Annotated in this window: 13 protein-coding genes, 2 tRNA genes and 1 rRNA gene; 10 read left to right on the forward strand and 6 right to left on the reverse strand. The window is 40.2% G+C overall.

What is annotated here, in order from left to right; translation table 11 throughout:
- Positions 1-34: 34 nt before the first annotated feature.
- The 3 genes from ACZ1GV_RS02795 to nadK all read right to left on the reverse strand — a co-directional run bounded on the left by ACZ1GV_RS02795 (position 35) and on the right by nadK (position 3,704).
- Positions 35-940, reverse strand: a complete 906-nt coding sequence (locus ACZ1GV_RS02795) for a hypothetical protein (RefSeq protein ID WP_472675134.1) — start codon at positions 938-940, stop codon at positions 35-37.
- A gap of 111 nt (positions 941-1,051) precedes the next feature.
- Complete coding sequence (gene recN / locus ACZ1GV_RS02800; RefSeq protein ID WP_472675135.1) at positions 1,052-2,725, reverse strand: DNA repair protein RecN; 1,674 nt, start codon at positions 2,723-2,725, stop codon at positions 1,052-1,054.
- A 97-nt stretch (positions 2,726-2,822) separates the two neighbouring features.
- On the reverse strand, positions 2,823-3,704 hold the full coding sequence (nadK, locus tag ACZ1GV_RS02805) for an NAD(+) kinase (protein ID WP_472675136.1): 882 nt from the start codon (positions 3,702-3,704) through the stop codon (positions 2,823-2,825).
- Between the two features lie 85 nt (positions 3,705-3,789).
- On the opposite strand from nadK, the gene hrcA reads away from it, so the two are divergent.
- Positions 3,790-4,818, forward strand: coding sequence for a heat-inducible transcriptional repressor HrcA (gene hrcA / locus ACZ1GV_RS02810; protein ID WP_472675137.1), 1,029 nt, complete (start codon positions 3,790-3,792; stop codon positions 4,816-4,818).
- Positions 4,819-4,878: 60 nt separating this feature from the next.
- The gene (gene grpE, locus ACZ1GV_RS02815; RefSeq protein ID WP_472675138.1) at positions 4,879-5,481 is read left to right on the forward strand and encodes a nucleotide exchange factor GrpE; all 603 of its coding nucleotides are present in this window, start codon (positions 4,879-4,881) and stop codon (positions 5,479-5,481) included.
- A gap of 91 nt (positions 5,482-5,572) precedes the next feature.
- Here grpE and ACZ1GV_RS02820 read toward each other — a convergent pair whose 3' ends face one another.
- A complete protein-coding gene (locus ACZ1GV_RS02820) occupies positions 5,573-6,232 on the reverse strand; it encodes a DUF2959 domain-containing protein (protein WP_472675857.1) in 660 nt (219 codons plus the stop codon).
- Between the two features lie 132 nt (positions 6,233-6,364).
- Here ACZ1GV_RS02820 and dapB point away from each other — a divergent pair, with 132 nt between their 5' ends.
- From dapB to trxA, 5 genes are all read left to right on the forward strand, one after another.
- On the forward strand, positions 6,365-7,189 hold the full coding sequence (gene dapB, locus ACZ1GV_RS02825; protein WP_472675139.1) for a 4-hydroxy-tetrahydrodipicolinate reductase: 825 nt from the start codon (positions 6,365-6,367) through the stop codon (positions 7,187-7,189).
- Positions 7,190-7,381: 192 nt separating this feature from the next.
- Entirely contained in the window at positions 7,382-8,518 is a 1,137-nt protein-coding gene (gene carA / locus ACZ1GV_RS02830) for a glutamine-hydrolyzing carbamoyl-phosphate synthase small subunit (protein ID WP_472675140.1), read from the forward strand.
- A gap of 27 nt (positions 8,519-8,545) precedes the next feature.
- Complete coding sequence (carB, locus tag ACZ1GV_RS02835) at positions 8,546-11,764, forward strand: carbamoyl-phosphate synthase large subunit (RefSeq protein ID WP_472675141.1); 3,219 nt, start codon at positions 8,546-8,548, stop codon at positions 11,762-11,764.
- 2 nt (positions 11,765-11,766) lie between these two features.
- The gene (gene greA, locus ACZ1GV_RS02840) at positions 11,767-12,246 is read left to right on the forward strand and encodes a transcription elongation factor GreA (protein ID WP_472675142.1); all 480 of its coding nucleotides are present in this window, start codon (positions 11,767-11,769) and stop codon (positions 12,244-12,246) included.
- Positions 12,247-12,407: 161 nt separating this feature from the next.
- Positions 12,408-13,256, forward strand: coding sequence for a thioredoxin (trxA, locus tag ACZ1GV_RS02845; protein ID WP_472675143.1), 849 nt, complete (start codon positions 12,408-12,410; stop codon positions 13,254-13,256).
- A 31-nt stretch (positions 13,257-13,287) separates the two neighbouring features.
- On the opposite strand, the gene ACZ1GV_RS02850 is transcribed toward trxA, so the two are convergent.
- Both ACZ1GV_RS02850 and ACZ1GV_RS02855 read right to left on the reverse strand, forming a co-directional pair.
- A complete protein-coding gene (locus ACZ1GV_RS02850) occupies positions 13,288-14,619 on the reverse strand; it encodes an NAD(P)/FAD-dependent oxidoreductase (RefSeq protein ID WP_472675144.1) in 1,332 nt (443 codons plus the stop codon).
- The gene (locus ACZ1GV_RS02855) at positions 14,619-15,185 is read right to left on the reverse strand and encodes a GNAT family N-acetyltransferase (protein WP_472675145.1); all 567 of its coding nucleotides are present in this window, start codon (positions 15,183-15,185) and stop codon (positions 14,619-14,621) included. Before ACZ1GV_RS02855 ends, ACZ1GV_RS02850 begins: the two co-directional genes overlap by 1 nt.
- Before the next feature lie 682 nt (positions 15,186-15,867).
- Here ACZ1GV_RS02855 and ACZ1GV_RS02860 point away from each other — a divergent pair.
- From ACZ1GV_RS02860 to ACZ1GV_RS02870, 3 genes are all read left to right on the forward strand, one after another.
- Positions 15,868-17,401, forward strand: a 16S ribosomal RNA gene (locus tag ACZ1GV_RS02860).
- 108 nt (positions 17,402-17,509) lie between these two features.
- Positions 17,510-17,586: transfer RNA gene (locus ACZ1GV_RS02865), tRNA-Ile, on the forward strand.
- A gap of 114 nt (positions 17,587-17,700) precedes the next feature.
- Positions 17,701-17,776 (forward strand) — tRNA-Ala (locus ACZ1GV_RS02870).
- Positions 17,777-17,958: the final 182 nt, after the last annotated feature.

Below are 17,958 nucleotides of genomic sequence, written 5' to 3' on the forward strand. Positions count from 1 at the left end.
ATACAATAATGATAGTGCAAAAGTTAAATACGACTTAGTACAACTTCTCCAATTGGTAAATGCCAGCGTCAATATATCGCAATGAGCTTGGAGATGCTTTTGCGATAGGAATTAATGCGGGACCGACGGGTTCTGTCAACACAAAACTTAAACCATCAAGTTCTATAACTTCATCATCTGATAGCACTGACATATTAATCCCTAGTAGGGCATGTTGTGGCAGATAAATCATTACCATTCTTAGATTCGGGTAAATTTGTTTCATTAGATGCGCAAACAAGGTGGCTTTGCTATCGCAATCCCCTTTATTATTGCTAATAACATGAATGGGAGGTAAATATCCCGCACCGTTACTTGTTGTTCTATCCTCAATCTCATCGTATGGAATCGTTTGAATCCAACTTAATAAAAACTCGGCCATTTTTCTTGCTGAGGCTCCAGGAAGCTTTTCTTTCAGTGCATTAACAATAGGAAGAGTAGCTTCGGTACCTTCTAAAACAAAACGATGATGATCTGGTTTAAAGTACAAGTCATTTGATTGCCCAGTGCCGACAATGTTGTCAAATTCAATATAATATTCTTTTTTGAGATAGGCTTTCAAAGAGTCGGTATAAACTTTATTTAAGTGCTCCTGAGTTTTACGATTCCATTCCGGGTCCCGACTTCGTAAGCTAAACTCAATGTTGTTGTTGCTAGGTAGTATTTTTACTTGGCCTTCCTTAGGATTTAATTCACTTATCGCTATTTTTAATTGCTTAAGCGAGAACATCCTTAACAAAGAAGGTCTTAATGCCTTAAAGTGCCGAAATTCATTACTGAGTTTTTGTTTAGACAGGTTGAAATCAAACGTTTGCTGGTTTTTATTCTCATCTAACCAATGATACTTAAAGTTGATGCTAGCGCCCAAATCTGTCTGATTAAAACTGAGCTGTTTTGCCATAATGGCAGGTGATACCATTATCAGCAAAACAATCGAGATTAAGAGCATGAATCTATTTACAAAAGTCAGGTTCATAGTTTCCTTAGTTACAGATCAAATACTCAAATAACATCAAGCTGCTTGCGCCACCGCTAATAATTCTTTGGCATTCGCTCGGGTGGTATCCGATATAATATCGCCACCAAGCAGCCTAGCTAACTCTTCAATTCGTTCATTTTCAGATAACAATGACATTTGTGTTTCAGTCACGTTTTTTACATTAAACTTGTTTACAAACTGCTGTTGCTGGCCAAAGCTTGCTACTTGGGGTAAGTGAGTAACGCAAATTACTTGCGTATTTTTACTTAGCGCTTTCATCAATCTTCCTACTGCAGTTGCTGTTGGACCAGAAACACCAACGTCAACTTCATCAAACAATAATGTAGGCGTTGTTACCTTTTCAGCGATAATAACTTGTATAGCTAAGCTAATGCGACTGAGTTCACCACCTGATGCTACTTTTGCTAGTGGCTGTAGTGATTGACCTTGGTTTGCGCAAACCAAAAACTCAACACTATCAAACCCAAACTTTGCCATAGCCTGCTGGTCGCTGCGAACTCGCAATTCAAATTTAGCTCCAGACATGTTTAAACTTTGCATGCTCTTTGTTATTTGGGTGGTTAATTTCGCTGCATTTTTTGCTCTAATAGCACTGAGTTTAGTCGCTAATTCATAATATTGTGCTTTTGCGTGTTCAATTTCTAGCACTAAAGCGTCAAGTCTTTCATCGGTTGATGACAAACTTTCAAGCTCTGCGGTTAATATCTCTAGATGTTCAGGAAGTTGGTTCGGTTCAACTTGATGTTTGCGAGCTAAATCAACTAACGTTGAAAGGCGTTGTTCTATTTCATTTAAGCGCTCTGGGTTAATATCTAAATTATCTGAATAACCTCGTAGTTCACTTGCACCTTCTTCAAGCTGTATAATTGCCGTGTTGATTAACTCCACTGTGGGGGTTAGTTGTTCATCAATTTTGGCTGCACGACTTAAAATAGACATTGCGTTTTGCAATGCAGAATAGGCATTACCGTTTTCACTTTCGTATAGAATGTCTAATGCGCTTAGGCTGTCGGCAAGTAAAGATTGTCCGTGGTGTAGCCTTTGATGTTCTTTCTCAATCTCAATATACTCATCAGCAACTAGCTCTGCTTCAATTAATTCATTTACTTGATAGTCGAGGAGTTGTTTCTGTGCACTAAATTCTTCTTGTTGGAGTTGTAACTCTTTTAACTCTTGACCCTTATTTTGCCATAAACGATAAGCGTCGCTAACTTGTTGAGCAAGTATTTCAGAATCACCATACTCGTCGAGTAACTTACGTTGATAATCGGCTTTGGTTAATAATGTATGAGCATGCTGGCCGTGAATACTAACCAGTTGAGATCCTAAAGACTTTAATTGTGATGCCGGAACCGGCGTACCATTTATATAAGCTTTTGAGCGACCCTCTTTAGATATAACACGACGTAATATGCAATCGCTATCACTTAATAAGTCGTTTTCTTTTAACCAAGCTTTTGCAGTATGAAGGTTTTCAATATCGAAACTAGCTATAACTTCAGCTTTATCAGCACCAGAGCGAACCATGCCTGCATCGCAGCGCTCACCCAATGCTTGAGCTAGAGCATCTATAGCAATAGATTTACCAGCACCTGTTTCACCCGTAATGGTTGTCATAGCACTATGCCAATTCACTTCTAATTGGCGAACAATAGCGAAATTTTTAATAGCGATAGAAACTAACATAAAAGAATAATCATTAAATTAAACAACTGTTGTTACATACAGTAATTGAGTTTTTTTATTCTGTCCAATTTTAATTCACAAACTTTTATATTTTGTTCTAGTAGTTTTGCCGACCCCAGTTTAACTTCTTTCTTAGTACGTCGTAATAATCATGATCAACAGGGTGAATTAATCTTAGACCAAGTGGATGTTTCTTAATAATTACCTCATCACCAGGCATGACCGAAAGCATAATATGACTATCACAACTTATTTGAAGTTGAGCATCGTTAGAGTTTGAAACAACAATTTTTACTTCACTATCAGCATCTATGACTAAAGGGCGACTGCTTAATGTGTGAGGAAACATAGGTATTAGTGATATGGCGTTAAGGTCTGGGTGCACAATTGGACCGCCACCAGACAATGAGTAGGCCGTAGACCCAGTCGGTGTGCTCACGATTAACCCGTCAGAACGTTGATGAAAAACAAAGCTGTTATTAATGTAAGCTTCAAATTCGATCATGTGCGCGATCTTGTCTGCATGCAGCACCACTTCATTCATGGCTGAATTACTTGCTTTTACTGTTTGATGGCGATGAACACTGACATCCAGTAGAAAACGCATCTCTGTTTTATAGTGACCTTCTAGAACAGATTTTAGTGTGTCTTCAAAATTCTCGGGGTCTAAGTCTGTAAGGAAACCAAGGTTACCTCGGTTAACGCCAATTACGGCAACATCAAAACGACTTAACACTCTGGCTGCACCGAGCATATTGCCGTCACCTCCGACAACAATAGCTAAATCACATTGTTGTCCAAGCTCGACCAAATTTGCAGATTGAATCTTCTTATCCGTCACATATTCGGAAATTTGCTCATCGACAATCACGTTTAATGATTCATCAATTAAAAATTGATAAAGTTCATTAACGGTTTGCATAGTAGCGTTATGATTTGCTTTGCCTATCAAACCAATTGTTTTAAAGTGTTTGTCCATTGAATATTTCCAAGTTGCCCAGATATTAGCATAAAGGCGTTATAGCTTGTTTCACCCTGAAAATGAAGTCAGAGTATTAATTTAGATGACAAAAATAAATAAAAATCAAAGAACTGAAGCCGTATTAGAGCTTGTTATTGAAAGTTATCTAAAGCTTGGGATCCCTATTTCGTCAAAATTCATCGTGGCAGAGTCTGAGATAAATGCAAGCCCGGCGACCATTCGTAACGTAATGATGGGACTTGAAAATGATGGGCTTATTTTTTCGCCCCACACTAGCGCAGGGCGTATTCCTACTACTGCCGGTTTAAGATATTACGTTAATCAGTTACTTAGTTTCGCATCTGCCGATAATGGCGTTCTTCAGCAACTTAGCGCGAGTTTAGAAAAAGCACGCACCCCTCCAGAAATGTGTAATAAAGCCGCTAGAATGATCGCCGATATGACAAACCTCACCGGTCTAGTTGCAATGCCAAAGACCAACAACATTATTATTCGACAGTTGGAGTTAGTTCGTTTGGCGGATCAGCGCCTATTATGTGTGCTAATTGATCAACATGATGAAGTTCAAAACCGAGTTGTAGACTTACCTTTTGTCGTAACAGACGAGTTGCTTCAAACCACATTACATATGTTAAATTCTGCGTTGGCGGGTTTTTCATTAGATGAAGGTCAACAAAGGCTTTCATATTTTATGAAACAAAGTAGTGAACAAGTTCAAGCGCTGGTTAAAGAGGCTTTATTTGGTAATTCTGTGGAGTTAAATGAACAAGTTTTGTTTCGGGCCGGGGAAACTCGATTGATCCACGACGAAATAGCCAATGATACCGTGAGTTTACGGAAAGTTTTAAAAAGTGTCTCAAGCATAAATACACTGCAGCCATTATTCTCTGCCTGCTGCACAAGCCCTAATATTCACGTATTTATAGGTGATGAAATTGGCATAGAGTCACTGCGTAACTGCTCAATTGTCGCCAAGTCATTTTACAAGGATAATAAAGTAGCGGGTGTAATGGCGGTTGTTGGGCCAAAACGAATGGATTATCAATCAGTGATACTTTCCGTCGATTTGTCGACTAATATTCTAACTTCAGCCTTGAATCATCAGCAGTAATCCCCATAATACGGACCATACACATTTTATTTAACACATCAGTTTGGAGTAGTAAGACTCATGTCTGAACAAGAGCCTAATAAACAAGCAGAAAATGCGCAAGAAGTAGAAATTAACGAAGCCGAAGTGGTTACTGAAGAAGTAAATACTGAAAGCGCTGATGGTGCTGTAGAAACAGCAGACGATCAAATCGCAAAATTAGAAGCTGAACTTGCTGCAGCTAATGCACAAATTGATGCACAAAAAGAGTCAGTAGTAAGAGCAGCAGCCGACGTTGAAAATATTCGCCGCCGTGCCGCTCAAGATGTAGAAAAAGCTCATAAGTTTGCATTAGAAAAATTTGTTAATGAATTATTGCCAGTGATTGACAATATGGAACGTGCCATTGAGTTTTCTGATAAGGAAAACGAGACACTTAAGCCGGTTCTTGAAGGTGTTGAGTTAACACAAAAGTCGTTTGTTGACGCAGTGGCTAAGTTTGGTGTTGAAATTGTAGACCCGCAAGGTCAAAAGTTTAATGCGGAATTTCATCAAGCTATGGCAATGCAACCTTCAGCAGATGTGGAGCCAAATACGGTTATTGCTGTTATGCAAAAAGGTTTTACATTAAATGGTCGTTTATTACGCCCTGCAATGGTAATGGTATCTAAAGCGGCGGACTAGTTGCGAGTCACGTTTTAACCGTTTAAATAAAAAGCACCGTTATTGGTGCTTTTTTTGTATCGAACTGTTTTGATTACCAGTGAGATTGTAGCTACTGTTTTAGTGCCGCAATAAATTGATTTGATTCGTCAACAGCTTTGCTCATATCGGTAATTAAAGAAGATATCTCAGACTTTAACGAATCAAACTCGCCTTTTATAGCTGAAATAGCCGCTGCATTTAAGTTATGTTTTAAATAAAGAACGTTATCTTTTAACGTTGCTAAGATAGGTTCCATTTTTGATTCTGCTCGGCGCATACTTCTAAGTAGCTGTGAAAACTGGCGTTCAGTTTGTTTTAGCTTTTTTTCACTGGCATTTCGTAAAGATGCATTACTATATTGCGCTAGTTCTTGTTGCCATTCATCAAAAAGATCTTCTGCAACATCTTCTACAGAATCTATGCGTTTACTCACAACAGAGGCTGAGCTTAAACTCGACTCATAATCGTCATTAAGTTGCTGGTAAACTTTTTCAATTTCACCGCCATCAAAATTTGATAATAAAACCAAACGCTCGTAAGCACTTTTAAACTCTTCTTGGGTATCGGTCTGAGCATCTCTGGCTTCTTCGACGCGATCGACTAAAATTTCTCGCTTATGAACTCCTACCTTTTCCATCGCTGCGTAATAGGCTGACTGGCAAGCCGTTAATGAAAAAATAGCTGAGGCTAGGGCCAATATTTTGATAAATTTCACAGTAAACTCACTTATTATTTTTTGTACAAAGTTCAGTATAAGAAACGTATCGGCAAAAACTACTTTTATTTGAATATGTTTTATTTAAGTTTGAACGGTTTACTGTATTATTTAGTGAAGGAACAAAGCAGTTTTAGAGAATAGATAATGACTAAAGTCGGTATTTTTGGCGTAAACGGCCGTATGGGTAGAAAGCTGGTTGAAGCAACGTTTGAGTTTGACAGTGTATCCATTGGAGCAGCGACGGTTCGTGATGGTTCTAGTTTAATTAACACTGACGTGGGCGAGTTAGTTGGCCGTGAAAAATATGGTGTGGCGATTAGTACAGAGAATGAACATAGTGCAGAGAATGATCAAAACGAATCCAAGTGCAGGCTTGTATGGATTGACTTTACTTTGCCAGAAGCTCTAGAAGCCCATATTGAAAAATGTCGGCGCAGTAACAGTAACATGGTTATTGGAGTCACAGGTTTAAGTGACGAGCAAAAAAAACTTTTAGAAAACGCAGCGAAAGATATTGCAATAGTTTATGCCACCAACTTTAGTACGGGGGTAAATTTAATGAATAGTTTACTTCGTACCGCGGCTAAAACTATGGGTACATATGCAGACATTGAGATTACTGAGTCTCATCACAGGTTTAAAAAAGATGCACCTTCTGGCACAGCGATAACAATGGGTGAATTTATTGCGGAAGGGTTAGGTGTAAACCTAACGGATGTTGCTGAATATGATAGAAACCATATTGTAGGTGAGAGGAAAGCTGGTAGCATCGGGTTTTCAAGCCTGCGAGCTGGCGATATAGTAGGTGAACATACTGCTTTATTTGCTGATATAGGAGAAAGGCTTGAAATTACCCATAAAGCAACGGACAGACTTACGTTTGCAAAAGGGGCGGTAAGGGCTGCCGCTTGGTTGGGTGATAAACAAAAAGGCTTGTTTGATATGCAGGATGTACTTGGATTTAAGTAATTAAGTTTAGGTTAATAGTATCTAAAGGTCTTATTTTAGATAAGACCGCTATTTTTACAATTTATAACTTTTTTTCTAGCCTAAAGTCGATCTCTTAGCTACAATAACCGGAATTTGCCTAATGTTTTTAAGGCTAAGGTTAACCGATAGCAGAAATACCCCGTTTCTGCTCATTAATGCTAGGAGGTTATCTTGACTCAACCCGCGCTATTAGTTCTCGAAGACGGAACTATATTCCGAGGAACCGCCATCGGTGCAGAAGGTATTTCTGTTGGAGAAGTAGTCTTTAATACTTCAATGACAGGATATCAAGAAATCATCACCGACCCCTCATACGCAGAACAAATCATCACCCTCACTTATCCCCATATCGGCAATTACGGCACCAACTCTGAAGACGAAGAAAATGACACTATCTGGGCAAAAGGCCTAGTTATTCGTGATCTTCCTTTATTGGCAAGTAATTTTCGAAGTGAACAGGATTTAAGCTCGTACCTAAAAGCAAAAAATGTTGTTGCTATAGCGGATATTGATACGCGAAAGCTAACACGAATTTTGCGTGATAAAGGTGCACAAAGAGGTTGTATTGTTACTGTTAATGAATTTAACGAGCAAGAGCAACAAAAGGCATTAGAAGCAGCACAAGCTTTCCCTGGTTTAAAAGGAATGGATTTGGCGAAAGTGGTTTCTTGTAAAGAATCATTTTTGTGGACATCGCAAAGTTGGCAACTAGGTAAAGGCTTTTCTGAATTAGAAAATCCAAAGTTCCATGTTGTTGCTTATGACTACGGTGTTAAAAGAAATATCCTTCGTATGTTAGCTGACCGTGGTTGTAAATTAACGGTTGTGCCTGCACAAACATCTGCTGCAGAAGTATTAGCGTTAAAACCAGACGGTATATTCCTCTCTAATGGACCTGGTGATCCAGAGCCATGTGATTACGCAATCACAGCAATTAAAGAGTTTTTAACAACCGACATCCCTATTTTCGGAATTTGTTTAGGTCACCAGCTATTAGCTTTAGCAAGCGGCGCTCAAACAGAAAAAATGAAATTTGGTCATCACGGTGGCAACCATCCGGTTCAAGATCTATCGAATAAGAAAGTAATGATCACAGCTCAAAACCATGGTTTTGCAGTTAAAGAAAGTTCGCTACCAAACAATTTAGTAGCAACGCATAAGTCATTATTTGATGGAACGCTACAAGGCATAAAACGAACCGACAAGCCTGCATTTAGTTTCCAAGGTCATCCTGAAGCGAGCCCTGGTCCACATGATGCTGCGCCGTTATTCGATCATTTCATTGAATTAATGAACGAACGTAACTAATTTCACCGAATTTAAGAGACTTACACTATGCCTAAACGTTCCGACTTAAAAAGTATCTTATTATTGGGTGCGGGCCCAATAGTTATTGGTCAAGCTTGTGAATTTGACTATTCAGGTGCGCAAGCCTGTAAAGCATTAAAAGAAGAAGGTTACCGAGTTATCCTAGTAAACTCGAATCCTGCAACTATTATGACCGACCCAGAGATGGCAGATGCGACTTATATCGAGCCTATTCATTGGGAAGTAGTTGAAAAAATTATAGAAAAAGAACGTCCGGATGCAGTACTACCTACAATGGGTGGCCAAACAGCGCTGAACTGTGCATTAGATTTGGAAAAGCATGGCGTACTTGAAAAGTATAACGTTGAAATGATTGGTGCATCTGCCGACGCAATTGACAAGGCAGAAGATCGCAGTCGTTTTGACAAGGCAATGAAAAAGATTGGCTTGGAATGTCCAAGAGCAGAAACATGTAACACTCTAGATGGTGCTTACGATGTTCTAAGTCGAATTGGTTTTCCTTGTATTATTCGTCCTTCGTTCACTATGGGTGGAAGCGGTGGCGGCATCGCGTATAACAAAGAAGAATTTGACGAAATCTGTCGACGCGGCTTGGACTTGTCACCAACCAGCGAGTTATTAATTGATGAGTCTTTAATTGGTTGGAAAGAATATGAAATGGAAGTGGTTCGCGACAAGAACGACAACTGTATCATTATTTGTTCAATCGAAAACTTCGATGCCATGGGTGTTCACACTGGAGACTCAATTACTGTTGCGCCTGCACAGACCTTAACAGACAAAGAGTTCCAAATCATGCGAAATGCGTCTTGCGCAGTTTTACGTGAAATTGGTGTTGAAACGGGTGGTTCAAACGTACAGTTTGGTGTTAATCCAGTTGATGGCCGTATGGTTATCATCGAAATGAACCCACGAGTATCTCGTTCATCAGCGTTAGCATCTAAAGCTACTGGTTTCCCAATCGCAAAAATTGCCGCTAAGTTAGCGGTAGGTTATACGTTAGATGAATTAAGCAATGACATTACCGGCGGTGCAACTCCGGCATCATTTGAACCGACCATTGACTACGTTGTTACAAAAATCCCTCGTTTTAACTTCGAGAAGTTTGCTGGTGCTGACGATAGATTAACAACTCAAATGAAGTCAGTTGGTGAAGTAATGGCAATTGGCCGTAACCAGCAAGAGTCACTTCAAAAAGCCTTACGTGGTCTAGAAGTTGGCGTATCAGGCTTTGATCCAATTATTGATTTATCAAGCGAAGATGCTCACGAAAAAATAATTCGTGAGTTGAAAGAGCCAGGTGCTGAACGAATTTGGTACATTGGCGATGCCTTCAGACATGGTATGGACTTAGAAGCTGTATTTAAGCTAACTAATGTTGACCCATGGTTCTTAGTTCAAATTGAAGACTTGATAAAACAAGAGCAGTTAGTTGCTGAACGTGGATTTGCAGGCTTAGATGAGCATTTCCTACGCTCGTTAAAACGCAAGGGTTTTGCTGATAAACGTATTGCTGATGTTTTAGCGGTAAGTGAATCAGAAATCCGTAAAAAACGTCAAGCGTTTGGAATACTGCCTGTTTACAAACGTGTTGATACTTGTGCAGCTGAATTTAGCTCTGATACGGCATATATGTATTCAAGCTATGATGACGAGTGTGAGTCTTTACCGTCAGATAAAGACAAGATCATGGTAATCGGTGGCGGTCCTAACCGTATAGGTCAAGGTATTGAGTTTGACTATTGTTGTGTTCACGCCTCTCTTGCACTGCGCGAAGATGGTTACGAAACAATCATGGTGAACTGTAACCCAGAAACTGTTTCTACCGACTACGATACGTCAGACCGTTTGTATTTTGAACCAATTACTCTTGAAGATGTGCTAGAGATTGTTCGAGTTGAAAAACCGAAAGGCGTTATTGTTCAGTACGGTGGTCAAACACCACTAAAACTGGCTCGTGAGCTTGAAGCTAATGGCGTTCCAATTATTGGTACTTCTCCAGATGCAATTGACCGCGCTGAAGACCGTGAGCGTTTCCAACAAATGGTTGAGCGTTTAGACTTGTTACAACCTGAAAACTCTACAGTTACTTCTGTTGAACAAGCGATCAGCAAATCAAAAGAAATCGGTTTCCCACTCGTTGTTCGTCCATCTTATGTATTAGGCGGCCGTGCAATGGAAATCGTTTATGATGAAAATGATTTGCGTCGTTATATGACAGAAGCGGTATCTGTTTCAAATGAAGCGCCAGTTTTATTAGACCGTTTCTTAGATGATGCTATTGAAGTAGACGTTGATGCGATTTGTGACGGTAAAGATGTCGTGATAGCGGGTATTATGGAACACATTGAGCAAGCAGGTGTTCACTCAGGTGACTCAGCATGTTCATTGCCTGCATACTCTTTATCTAACGAAATTCAAGACGTAATGCGTAAGCAAGTTCGTGATATGGCATTGGAGCTAGGCGTTATTGGTCTGATGAATACGCAGTTTGCTGTTAAAGATGGCGAAGTTTATTTAATCGAAGTTAACCCTCGTGCAGCTCGTACCGTTCCATTTGTTTCAAAGGCGACAGGCATGGCAGTTGCTAAGATTGCAGCACGCGTAATGGCTGGTCAAAGTTTAGCGTCCCAAGGTGTGACCAAAGAAATTATTCCACCGTATTACTCTGTGAAAGAAGTTGTTATTCCATTTAACAAATTCCACGGTGTAGATCCAATGCGAGGCCCTGAAATGAGGTCAACTGGTGAAGTAATGGGTGTAGGTAATACGTTCGAAGAAGCCTATGCAAAAGCCCAACTTGGTGCGAGTATTGAATTAGCTCGTGACGGTAGAGCATTGATTTCAGTTCGCGATACGGATAAAGTGCGTGTAATCGATTTAGCTAGAAAGCTAATTGAAGCTGGCTTTGAGCTAGACGCAACACGTGGTTCGCATAAAGTGCTAACTGAAGCAGGGATTTCTTGTCGTAAAGTAAACAAAGTTTACGAAGGCCGACCTCATATCCTAGACCGTATTAAAAATGGCGAATATAGCTATATCATTAATACTGTTGAAGGTCGCCAAGCAATTGAAGACTCTAAAGTGTTACGTCGTGGTGCATTGCGCTATAAGGCGAATTATACAACTACGTTAAATGCGGCGTTTGCAACATGTTTAGCAAATACAGCGGATGATCGTGGTACAGTAGATTCAGTACAAAACTTACATAAGAGAATTCAATAATTATGAGTACTCAAGTTCCAATGACAGTGAAGGGCGCGGAAGCCCTTCGCGAGGAATTACATGAACTTAAGACAGTAGTTCGTCCTCGAATAGTGGCTGATATAGCATCAGCACGCGAGCACGGAGACTTAAAAGAGAACGCTGAATATCACGCAGCTCGTGAACAACAAGGTTTTTGTGAAGGTAGAATTCAAGAAATTGAAGCAAAACTATCTAATGTACAAATTATCGATGTAACAAAAATGACTAATACCGGTAAGGTAATATTCGGCACTACCGTTACTATCGTTAATTGTGACACGGATGCAGAAACAACGTATCACATTGTTGGTGAAGATGAAGCTGACATAAAGTTAGGTAAAATTTCAATTGGCTCACCTATCGCTAGGGGACTGATTGGAAAATGTCTTGATGATGTTGTCACAATAAAAACTCCAGCAGGCAATGTTGAGTTTGAAATTATTGAAGTTCAATATATCTAAACTTTTTTATATGTCTTTTTATATTATTTAGACAGATATAAGGCCAGTGCTTATCACTGGCCTTTTTTATAGTTTAATTTACCTAAAAACTACTTTTCACCTTGATATTGGTATCTTCAGACCAATATTTTAATAAACGAATAAAACGAGTTTCATGTCTTATGTCTTCAAATATATTTAATCTAACCGCTAATAATCTTCAGACAGATTTATTGGAGCCATCAAAAAATACGCTTTTTATAATCGACTTTTGGGCCGACTGGTGCGAGCCATGCAAACAGTTAATGCCGGTATTAGAAAAAATAGCGAGTGAATTAGTGGGGCAAGTAGTTCTAGCAAAGGTTAATTGTGATGAACAACAAGAGTTAGCTATGCAGTTTGGTATTAAAAGTTTACCTACCGTTATGCTATTTAAAGATGGTCAACCGATAGACGGTTTTGCTGGAGTACAAAGCGAATCAGAAATAAGAGCCCTATTAGAAAAGCATTTGCCCAAACCAGAGCATGCGTTATTTGAGCAGGCAATTGCGGCGCATCAAAGTGGTGACAAGTTGGCAGCTTATCCGTTAATTAAACAGGCCATCGAATTTGATAGTGAGAATAAAGATTTTAAAATACTGTTAGCAGATATTTGTGTCGATTTGGGAAAAATGGAAGAAGCGAAACAGCTATTATCTTTGTTTAAATTAGCCGATCAGAATGCGCAATATCACCATGTTGTCGCGAAGCTTGAATTGGCTGAACAAGCAGCCGACACTCCAGAGATCCAAGCTCTGCAAAATAGTTTAGAAGAAAGTCCTGAAGATTTAACGATTATGTGTCAACTAGCCATTGCCTACCATAGTGTGAAAAGGCATGACGACGCATTAGAGTTATTGTTGAAGGTACTTAAAAAAGATCTTGGTTTTGCTGACGCAAAAAAAACCTATCTGGACATTATTGCTAGCTTGCCTGAGGGAGATGAATTGGCGACCAAATATCGCCGCCAACTATACACATTACTATACTAGCTATATTAGTTTGGGTGCATTAAAGGCTAAGCTATTGCGCCCAATCTTTAAACCTACCATATTGATAGTAAAATCGTTGTCCCAACCGCCGTAAAGGAGCAAAGGGGAATGTGGGGAGTTCTGTTATAAGTGGCGAACTAACATTGTGTTCGCAAATTAAATCAGAAAGCTGTTTACCTGCCCAAGCGCTAAACGAAACGCCAGAACCACAATAGCCAGTAGCGTAAAATATATTGTCATTAGTTTTGAATATGTGTGGCATTTGATCAAAAGCAACTGAAATCCAACCGCTCCACGCATAATCAATAGTAACGCTATTTAGCCCTGGGAAACTAGCTTTCAACTCGTTTAAAAGTCTAATTTTATATTTTGGATTTGATGAAGCTTTACCTGTAATTGCACTTCTTCCGCCAAATAAAATTCTATTGTCAGGTAGCAAACGGTAGTAATACTTTAATTCTCGTGTATCCATCATAACTTGATGAGTTTTAAAATTACTTTGCTGAAGTTCTGACTGGGTAAGCGGTCTAGTAACTATAACACTAGTTAATACTGGTAGTATTTTTCCGTTTATCGGAGAATTCAAAGCTTTAGGAGTATATCCATTTGTGGCGATAACTAGCTTTTGTGAACGAATCACACCATTTGGAGTGATAACTTGATGCAAGCCTTTATCTGTTTTTGTTATCTGTAATGCGGGAGAGTTTGAATAAACTTTAACCCCAAGTTCCGAAGCTAAATGAGCATAATGGTTTATTAATTTTAGAGGGTTTATACCGAAGCCATTTTTATAGCGAATTGCGCCATATACTTGCTCGTGATTAACATAGTTGTTATTAAAATGCTCTCTATCAATAACTTCTACTTCGTAATCAAAATTATTTTTTAAATAATCAGCACTATTTATAAGTTTAGTAAACCACGCTTTGCTGTGCGCAAGTTTTAGATAACCCGTCTCTGTTCGATCGGCTTGGCCCGATAAGTTAGCTACCCTTCGTTCAACAAGGGAGATAGCTGACATATATTGCTCATGCAAATTAGAAGTGTCCGCTTTACCGAAGCGCTGTACTAACTCTTGATAACTTAATCTTCCACTCCCTGGTAATACAAAACCGGCATTTCGGCTACTGCAACCCCATCCAATATGATTAGCGTCTATTACTGCTATATTTGAAATACCTGATTGTGCTAGTTCTATAGCGCAACTTAAACCGGTATATCCAGCACCAATTATCGTTACATCGGTGTTAAGGTCATTATGTACTTCATTTGTATTAATTGCTTGTGCAGTAGTTTGCCAGTACGAGTCTGTCGACGGCTGATGAGATGGAATTAACTTGTCTACAAAGGGGTCGTACATCATTAGTTAAATACCAAGATCATTTCTGAGGCGTCACAATAACAATCCTTTCCACATAGAATACAAATATAATCTGGAATAGTTGGGTCTTGATTCCATCTGCGTGCATGGGTCTTTATTAATTGTCCGCCGGCCTTGGTAAAGTACTTAAACGAAGCATTTCCAGGACTTTGCATCCAGATATGGCTCAATCCAGCTTTTGCACCCATCTGTTTCAAAGTCGTTATAGAGGTTTTTAGTAATTGACCACCTAAACCTTGACCTTGATAATCCGGGTGTATTGTATTGCATTTGAAATAAGCGACCGAATCTTTTTGTACCGGCCACTTGTCAGGGGTGCACCATTTATCGAGAGGCCACTTACCTGGCGCATAAGATAACCTAAATCCGATAAGACGCTCTTTATCGTACATTACATAGCTAGCGTTATAACCGTTAGATTGACTTTGCTCAAAAATCTTTGCTATTGCAGAATCATCCAAGTATCCATCACCATGGACTTTATTACCCAGCTCGATAACGTTATTAAAATCTTCGGGGCTTAGTTGTTTAACTAAATACTTGCTCAACTTATCTCTCCATCATAAAGACAAACATAAATAGACCGCTTAATAATAAGGAGGCTAGTTATATATCCGTTTATGTTAATTAAGGTTATTGTACTTTATTAAAAAGTTTTCATCTTTAATAACTAACAAAAATTAAAAACAACGATCAAAAGAAATATAAAAATAAGGCTATTCATCAAGTTTATTATCGTTTTTTTACTAGATATTGATGAACTTTCGCCCTGTTTGTGCAATTGTTGTTCACTTAAACCTTTTTTAGCAAATTTAATTAAAAAAGTGCTTGCGCTCTTTTATAAAATCTCTAGAATGCCGCCTCGTTGTCAGGGAGACATCAAACAGCTCGAAACGTTAAGTAAAGGTTGTGAGATAAGGCTCAAAACGGTTTAGAAAACTTCTTCGCTAATACCTCGAAAGAGATTGAAAAAGATTTGATAAAAACGTTGACAACGAATTAGGGAAGTGTAGAATGCGCATCCCGGTTGAGACAAGGTCTCGACCAAGAGCAGAAAGGCTCTGAACGTTCTTTAACAATTTGTAATTAATTATTTGTGTGGGCACTCCGAAGAGTAGTAACAAACACGCTAGAGTTTCTTAGGAAACAGGCTAGCACTTGTAAACTATTGATTGAGTGTCTGAACGAAAATTTATTTGAACAGAATTCAATGAGTAGCGATTAAACTTTTAAGTGAAGAGTTTGATCATGGCTCAGATTGAACGCTGGCGGCAGGCCTAACACATGCAAGTCGAACGGTAACAGAACTAGCTTGCTAGTTGCTGACGAGTGGCGGACGGGTGAGTAATGCTTGGGAATTTGCCTTTAGGTGGGGGACAACAGTTGGAAACGACTGCTAATACCGCATGATAGCTACGGCTCAAAGGGGGCTTCGGCTCCCGCCTTTAGAGAAGCCCAAGTGGGATTAGGTAGTTGGTGAGGTAAAGGCTCACCAAGCCGACGATCCCTAGCTGGTCTGAGAGGATGATCAGCCACACTGGAACTGAGACACGGTCCAGACTCCTACGGGAGGCAGCAGTGGGGAATATTGCACAATGGGCGAAAGCCTGATGCAGCCATGCCGCGTGTGTGAAGAAGGCCTTCGGGTTGTAAAGCACTTTCAGCGAGGAGGAAAGCTTAGTCGTTAATACCGGCTAGGTGTGACGTTACTCGCAGAAGAAGCACCGGCTAACTCCGTGCCAGCAGCCGCGGTAATACGGAGGGTGCGAGCGTTAATCGGAATTACTGGGCGTAAAGCGTACGCAGGCGGCCATTTAAGTCAGATGTGAAAGCCCCGGGCTCAACCTGGGAACTGCATTTGAAACTGGATGGCTAGAGTGTGACAGAGGGTGGTAGAATTTCAGGTGTAGCGGTGAAATGCGTAGAGATCTGAAGGAATACCAATGGCGAAGGCAGCCACCTGGGTCGACACTGACGCTCATGTACGAAAGCGTGGGTAGCAAACAGGATTAGATACCCTGGTAGTCCACGCCGTAAACGATGTCTACTAGCAGTTTGACTCTTAAGAGTTGTCTTGCGCAGCTAACGCATTAAGTAGACCGCCTGGGGAGTACGGCCGCAAGGTTAAAACTCAAATGAATTGACGGGGGCCCGCACAAGCGGTGGAGCATGTGGTTTAATTCGATGCAACGCGAAGAACCTTACCATCTCTTGACATCCATAGAATTTAGCAGAGACGCTTTAGTGCCTTCGGGAACTATGAGACAGGTGCTGCATGGCTGTCGTCAGCTCGTGTTGTGAAATGTTGGGTTAAGTCCCGCAACGAGCGCAACCCTTATCCTTAGTTGCCAGCACGTAATGGTGGGAACTCTAAGGAGACTGCCGGTGACAAACCGGAGGAAGGTGGGGACGACGTCAAGTCATCATGGCCCTTACGAGATGGGCTACACACGTGCTACAATGGCAAGTACAAAGGGTTGCGAACTCGCGAGAGTAAGCGGATCCCATAAAGCTTGTCGTAGTCCGGATTGGAGTCTGCAACTCGACTCCATGAAGTCGGAATCGCTAGTAATCGTGGATCAGAATGCCACGGTGAATACGTTCCCGGGCCTTGTACACACCGCCCGTCACACCATGGGAGTGGGCTGCAAAAGAAGTAGGTAGCTTAACCTTCGGGAGGGCGCTTACCACTTTGTGGTTCATGACTGGGGTGAAGTCGTAACAAGGTAGCCGTAGGGGAACCTGCGGCTGGATCACCTCCTTATAAACGAAGTTACACCTTTAGAGTGTTCACACAAATAATTAATTACGAATAATGAGCGAGAAAGCTGCAAGCTGTTAGCTGCATTCGAGAGTTTGTAGCATAAACGATAGGCCTGTAGCTCAGCTGGTTAGAGCGCACCCCTGATAAGGGTGAGGTCGGCAGTTCAAGTCTGCCCAGGCCTACCAAAATCTCACCTGACTGCGTTATTTCGTTACTTGTTTAGATAGTCTAAACGGCGTAACAAAATGCCTTGTCAAATGTGATTTGGAACAATCGTTTTAATGACGTGACTTCAGTATGGGGCTATAGCTCAGCTGGGAGAGCGCTTGATTTGCATTCAAGAGGTCCGCGGTTCGATCCCGCGTAGCTCCACCATACTGACACTCAGTTTCTCGATTCAAAACCCTAAACCATACACATTAGTTAGTGTGCATCGTTTAGAGTTTTTTATAAACTCATGCTCTTTAACAATTTGGAAAGCTGATAAAAAAATAAGGTAAACATTATTGTTTATTTATTTGTTATTCAACAACTAAAAAATAATTTTGATTATCACT

Source organism: Psychrosphaera sp. HA2-10 (genome assembly GCF_055693745.1).

Bases quoted from the DNA above. Each gene is read 5' to 3' on its own strand.
- ACZ1GV_RS02795 (WP_472675134.1), bottom strand. From the start codon at position 940: ATGGCAAAACAGCTCAGTTTTAATCAGACAGATTTGGGCGCTAGCATC.
- recN (WP_472675135.1), bottom strand. From the start codon at position 2,725: ATGTTAGTTTCTATCGCTATTAAAAATTTCGCTATTGTTCGCCAATTA.
- nadK (WP_472675136.1), bottom strand. From the start codon at position 3,704: ATGGACAAACACTTTAAAACAATTGGTTTGATAGGCAAAGCAAATCAT.
- hrcA (WP_472675137.1), top strand. From the start codon at position 3,790: ATGACAAAAATAAATAAAAATCAAAGAACTGAAGCCGTATTAGAGCTT.
- grpE (WP_472675138.1), top strand. From the start codon at position 4,879: ATGTCTGAACAAGAGCCTAATAAACAAGCAGAAAATGCGCAAGAAGTA.
- dapB (WP_472675139.1), top strand. From the start codon at position 6,365: ATGACTAAAGTCGGTATTTTTGGCGTAAACGGCCGTATGGGTAGAAAG.
- carB (WP_472675141.1), top strand. From the start codon at position 8,546: ATGCCTAAACGTTCCGACTTAAAAAGTATCTTATTATTGGGTGCGGGC.
- greA (WP_472675142.1), top strand. From the start codon at position 11,767: ATGAGTACTCAAGTTCCAATGACAGTGAAGGGCGCGGAAGCCCTTCGC.
- trxA (WP_472675143.1), top strand. From the start codon at position 12,408: ATGTCTTCAAATATATTTAATCTAACCGCTAATAATCTTCAGACAGAT.
- ACZ1GV_RS02850 (WP_472675144.1), bottom strand. From the start codon at position 14,619: ATGATGTACGACCCCTTTGTAGACAAGTTAATTCCATCTCATCAGCCG.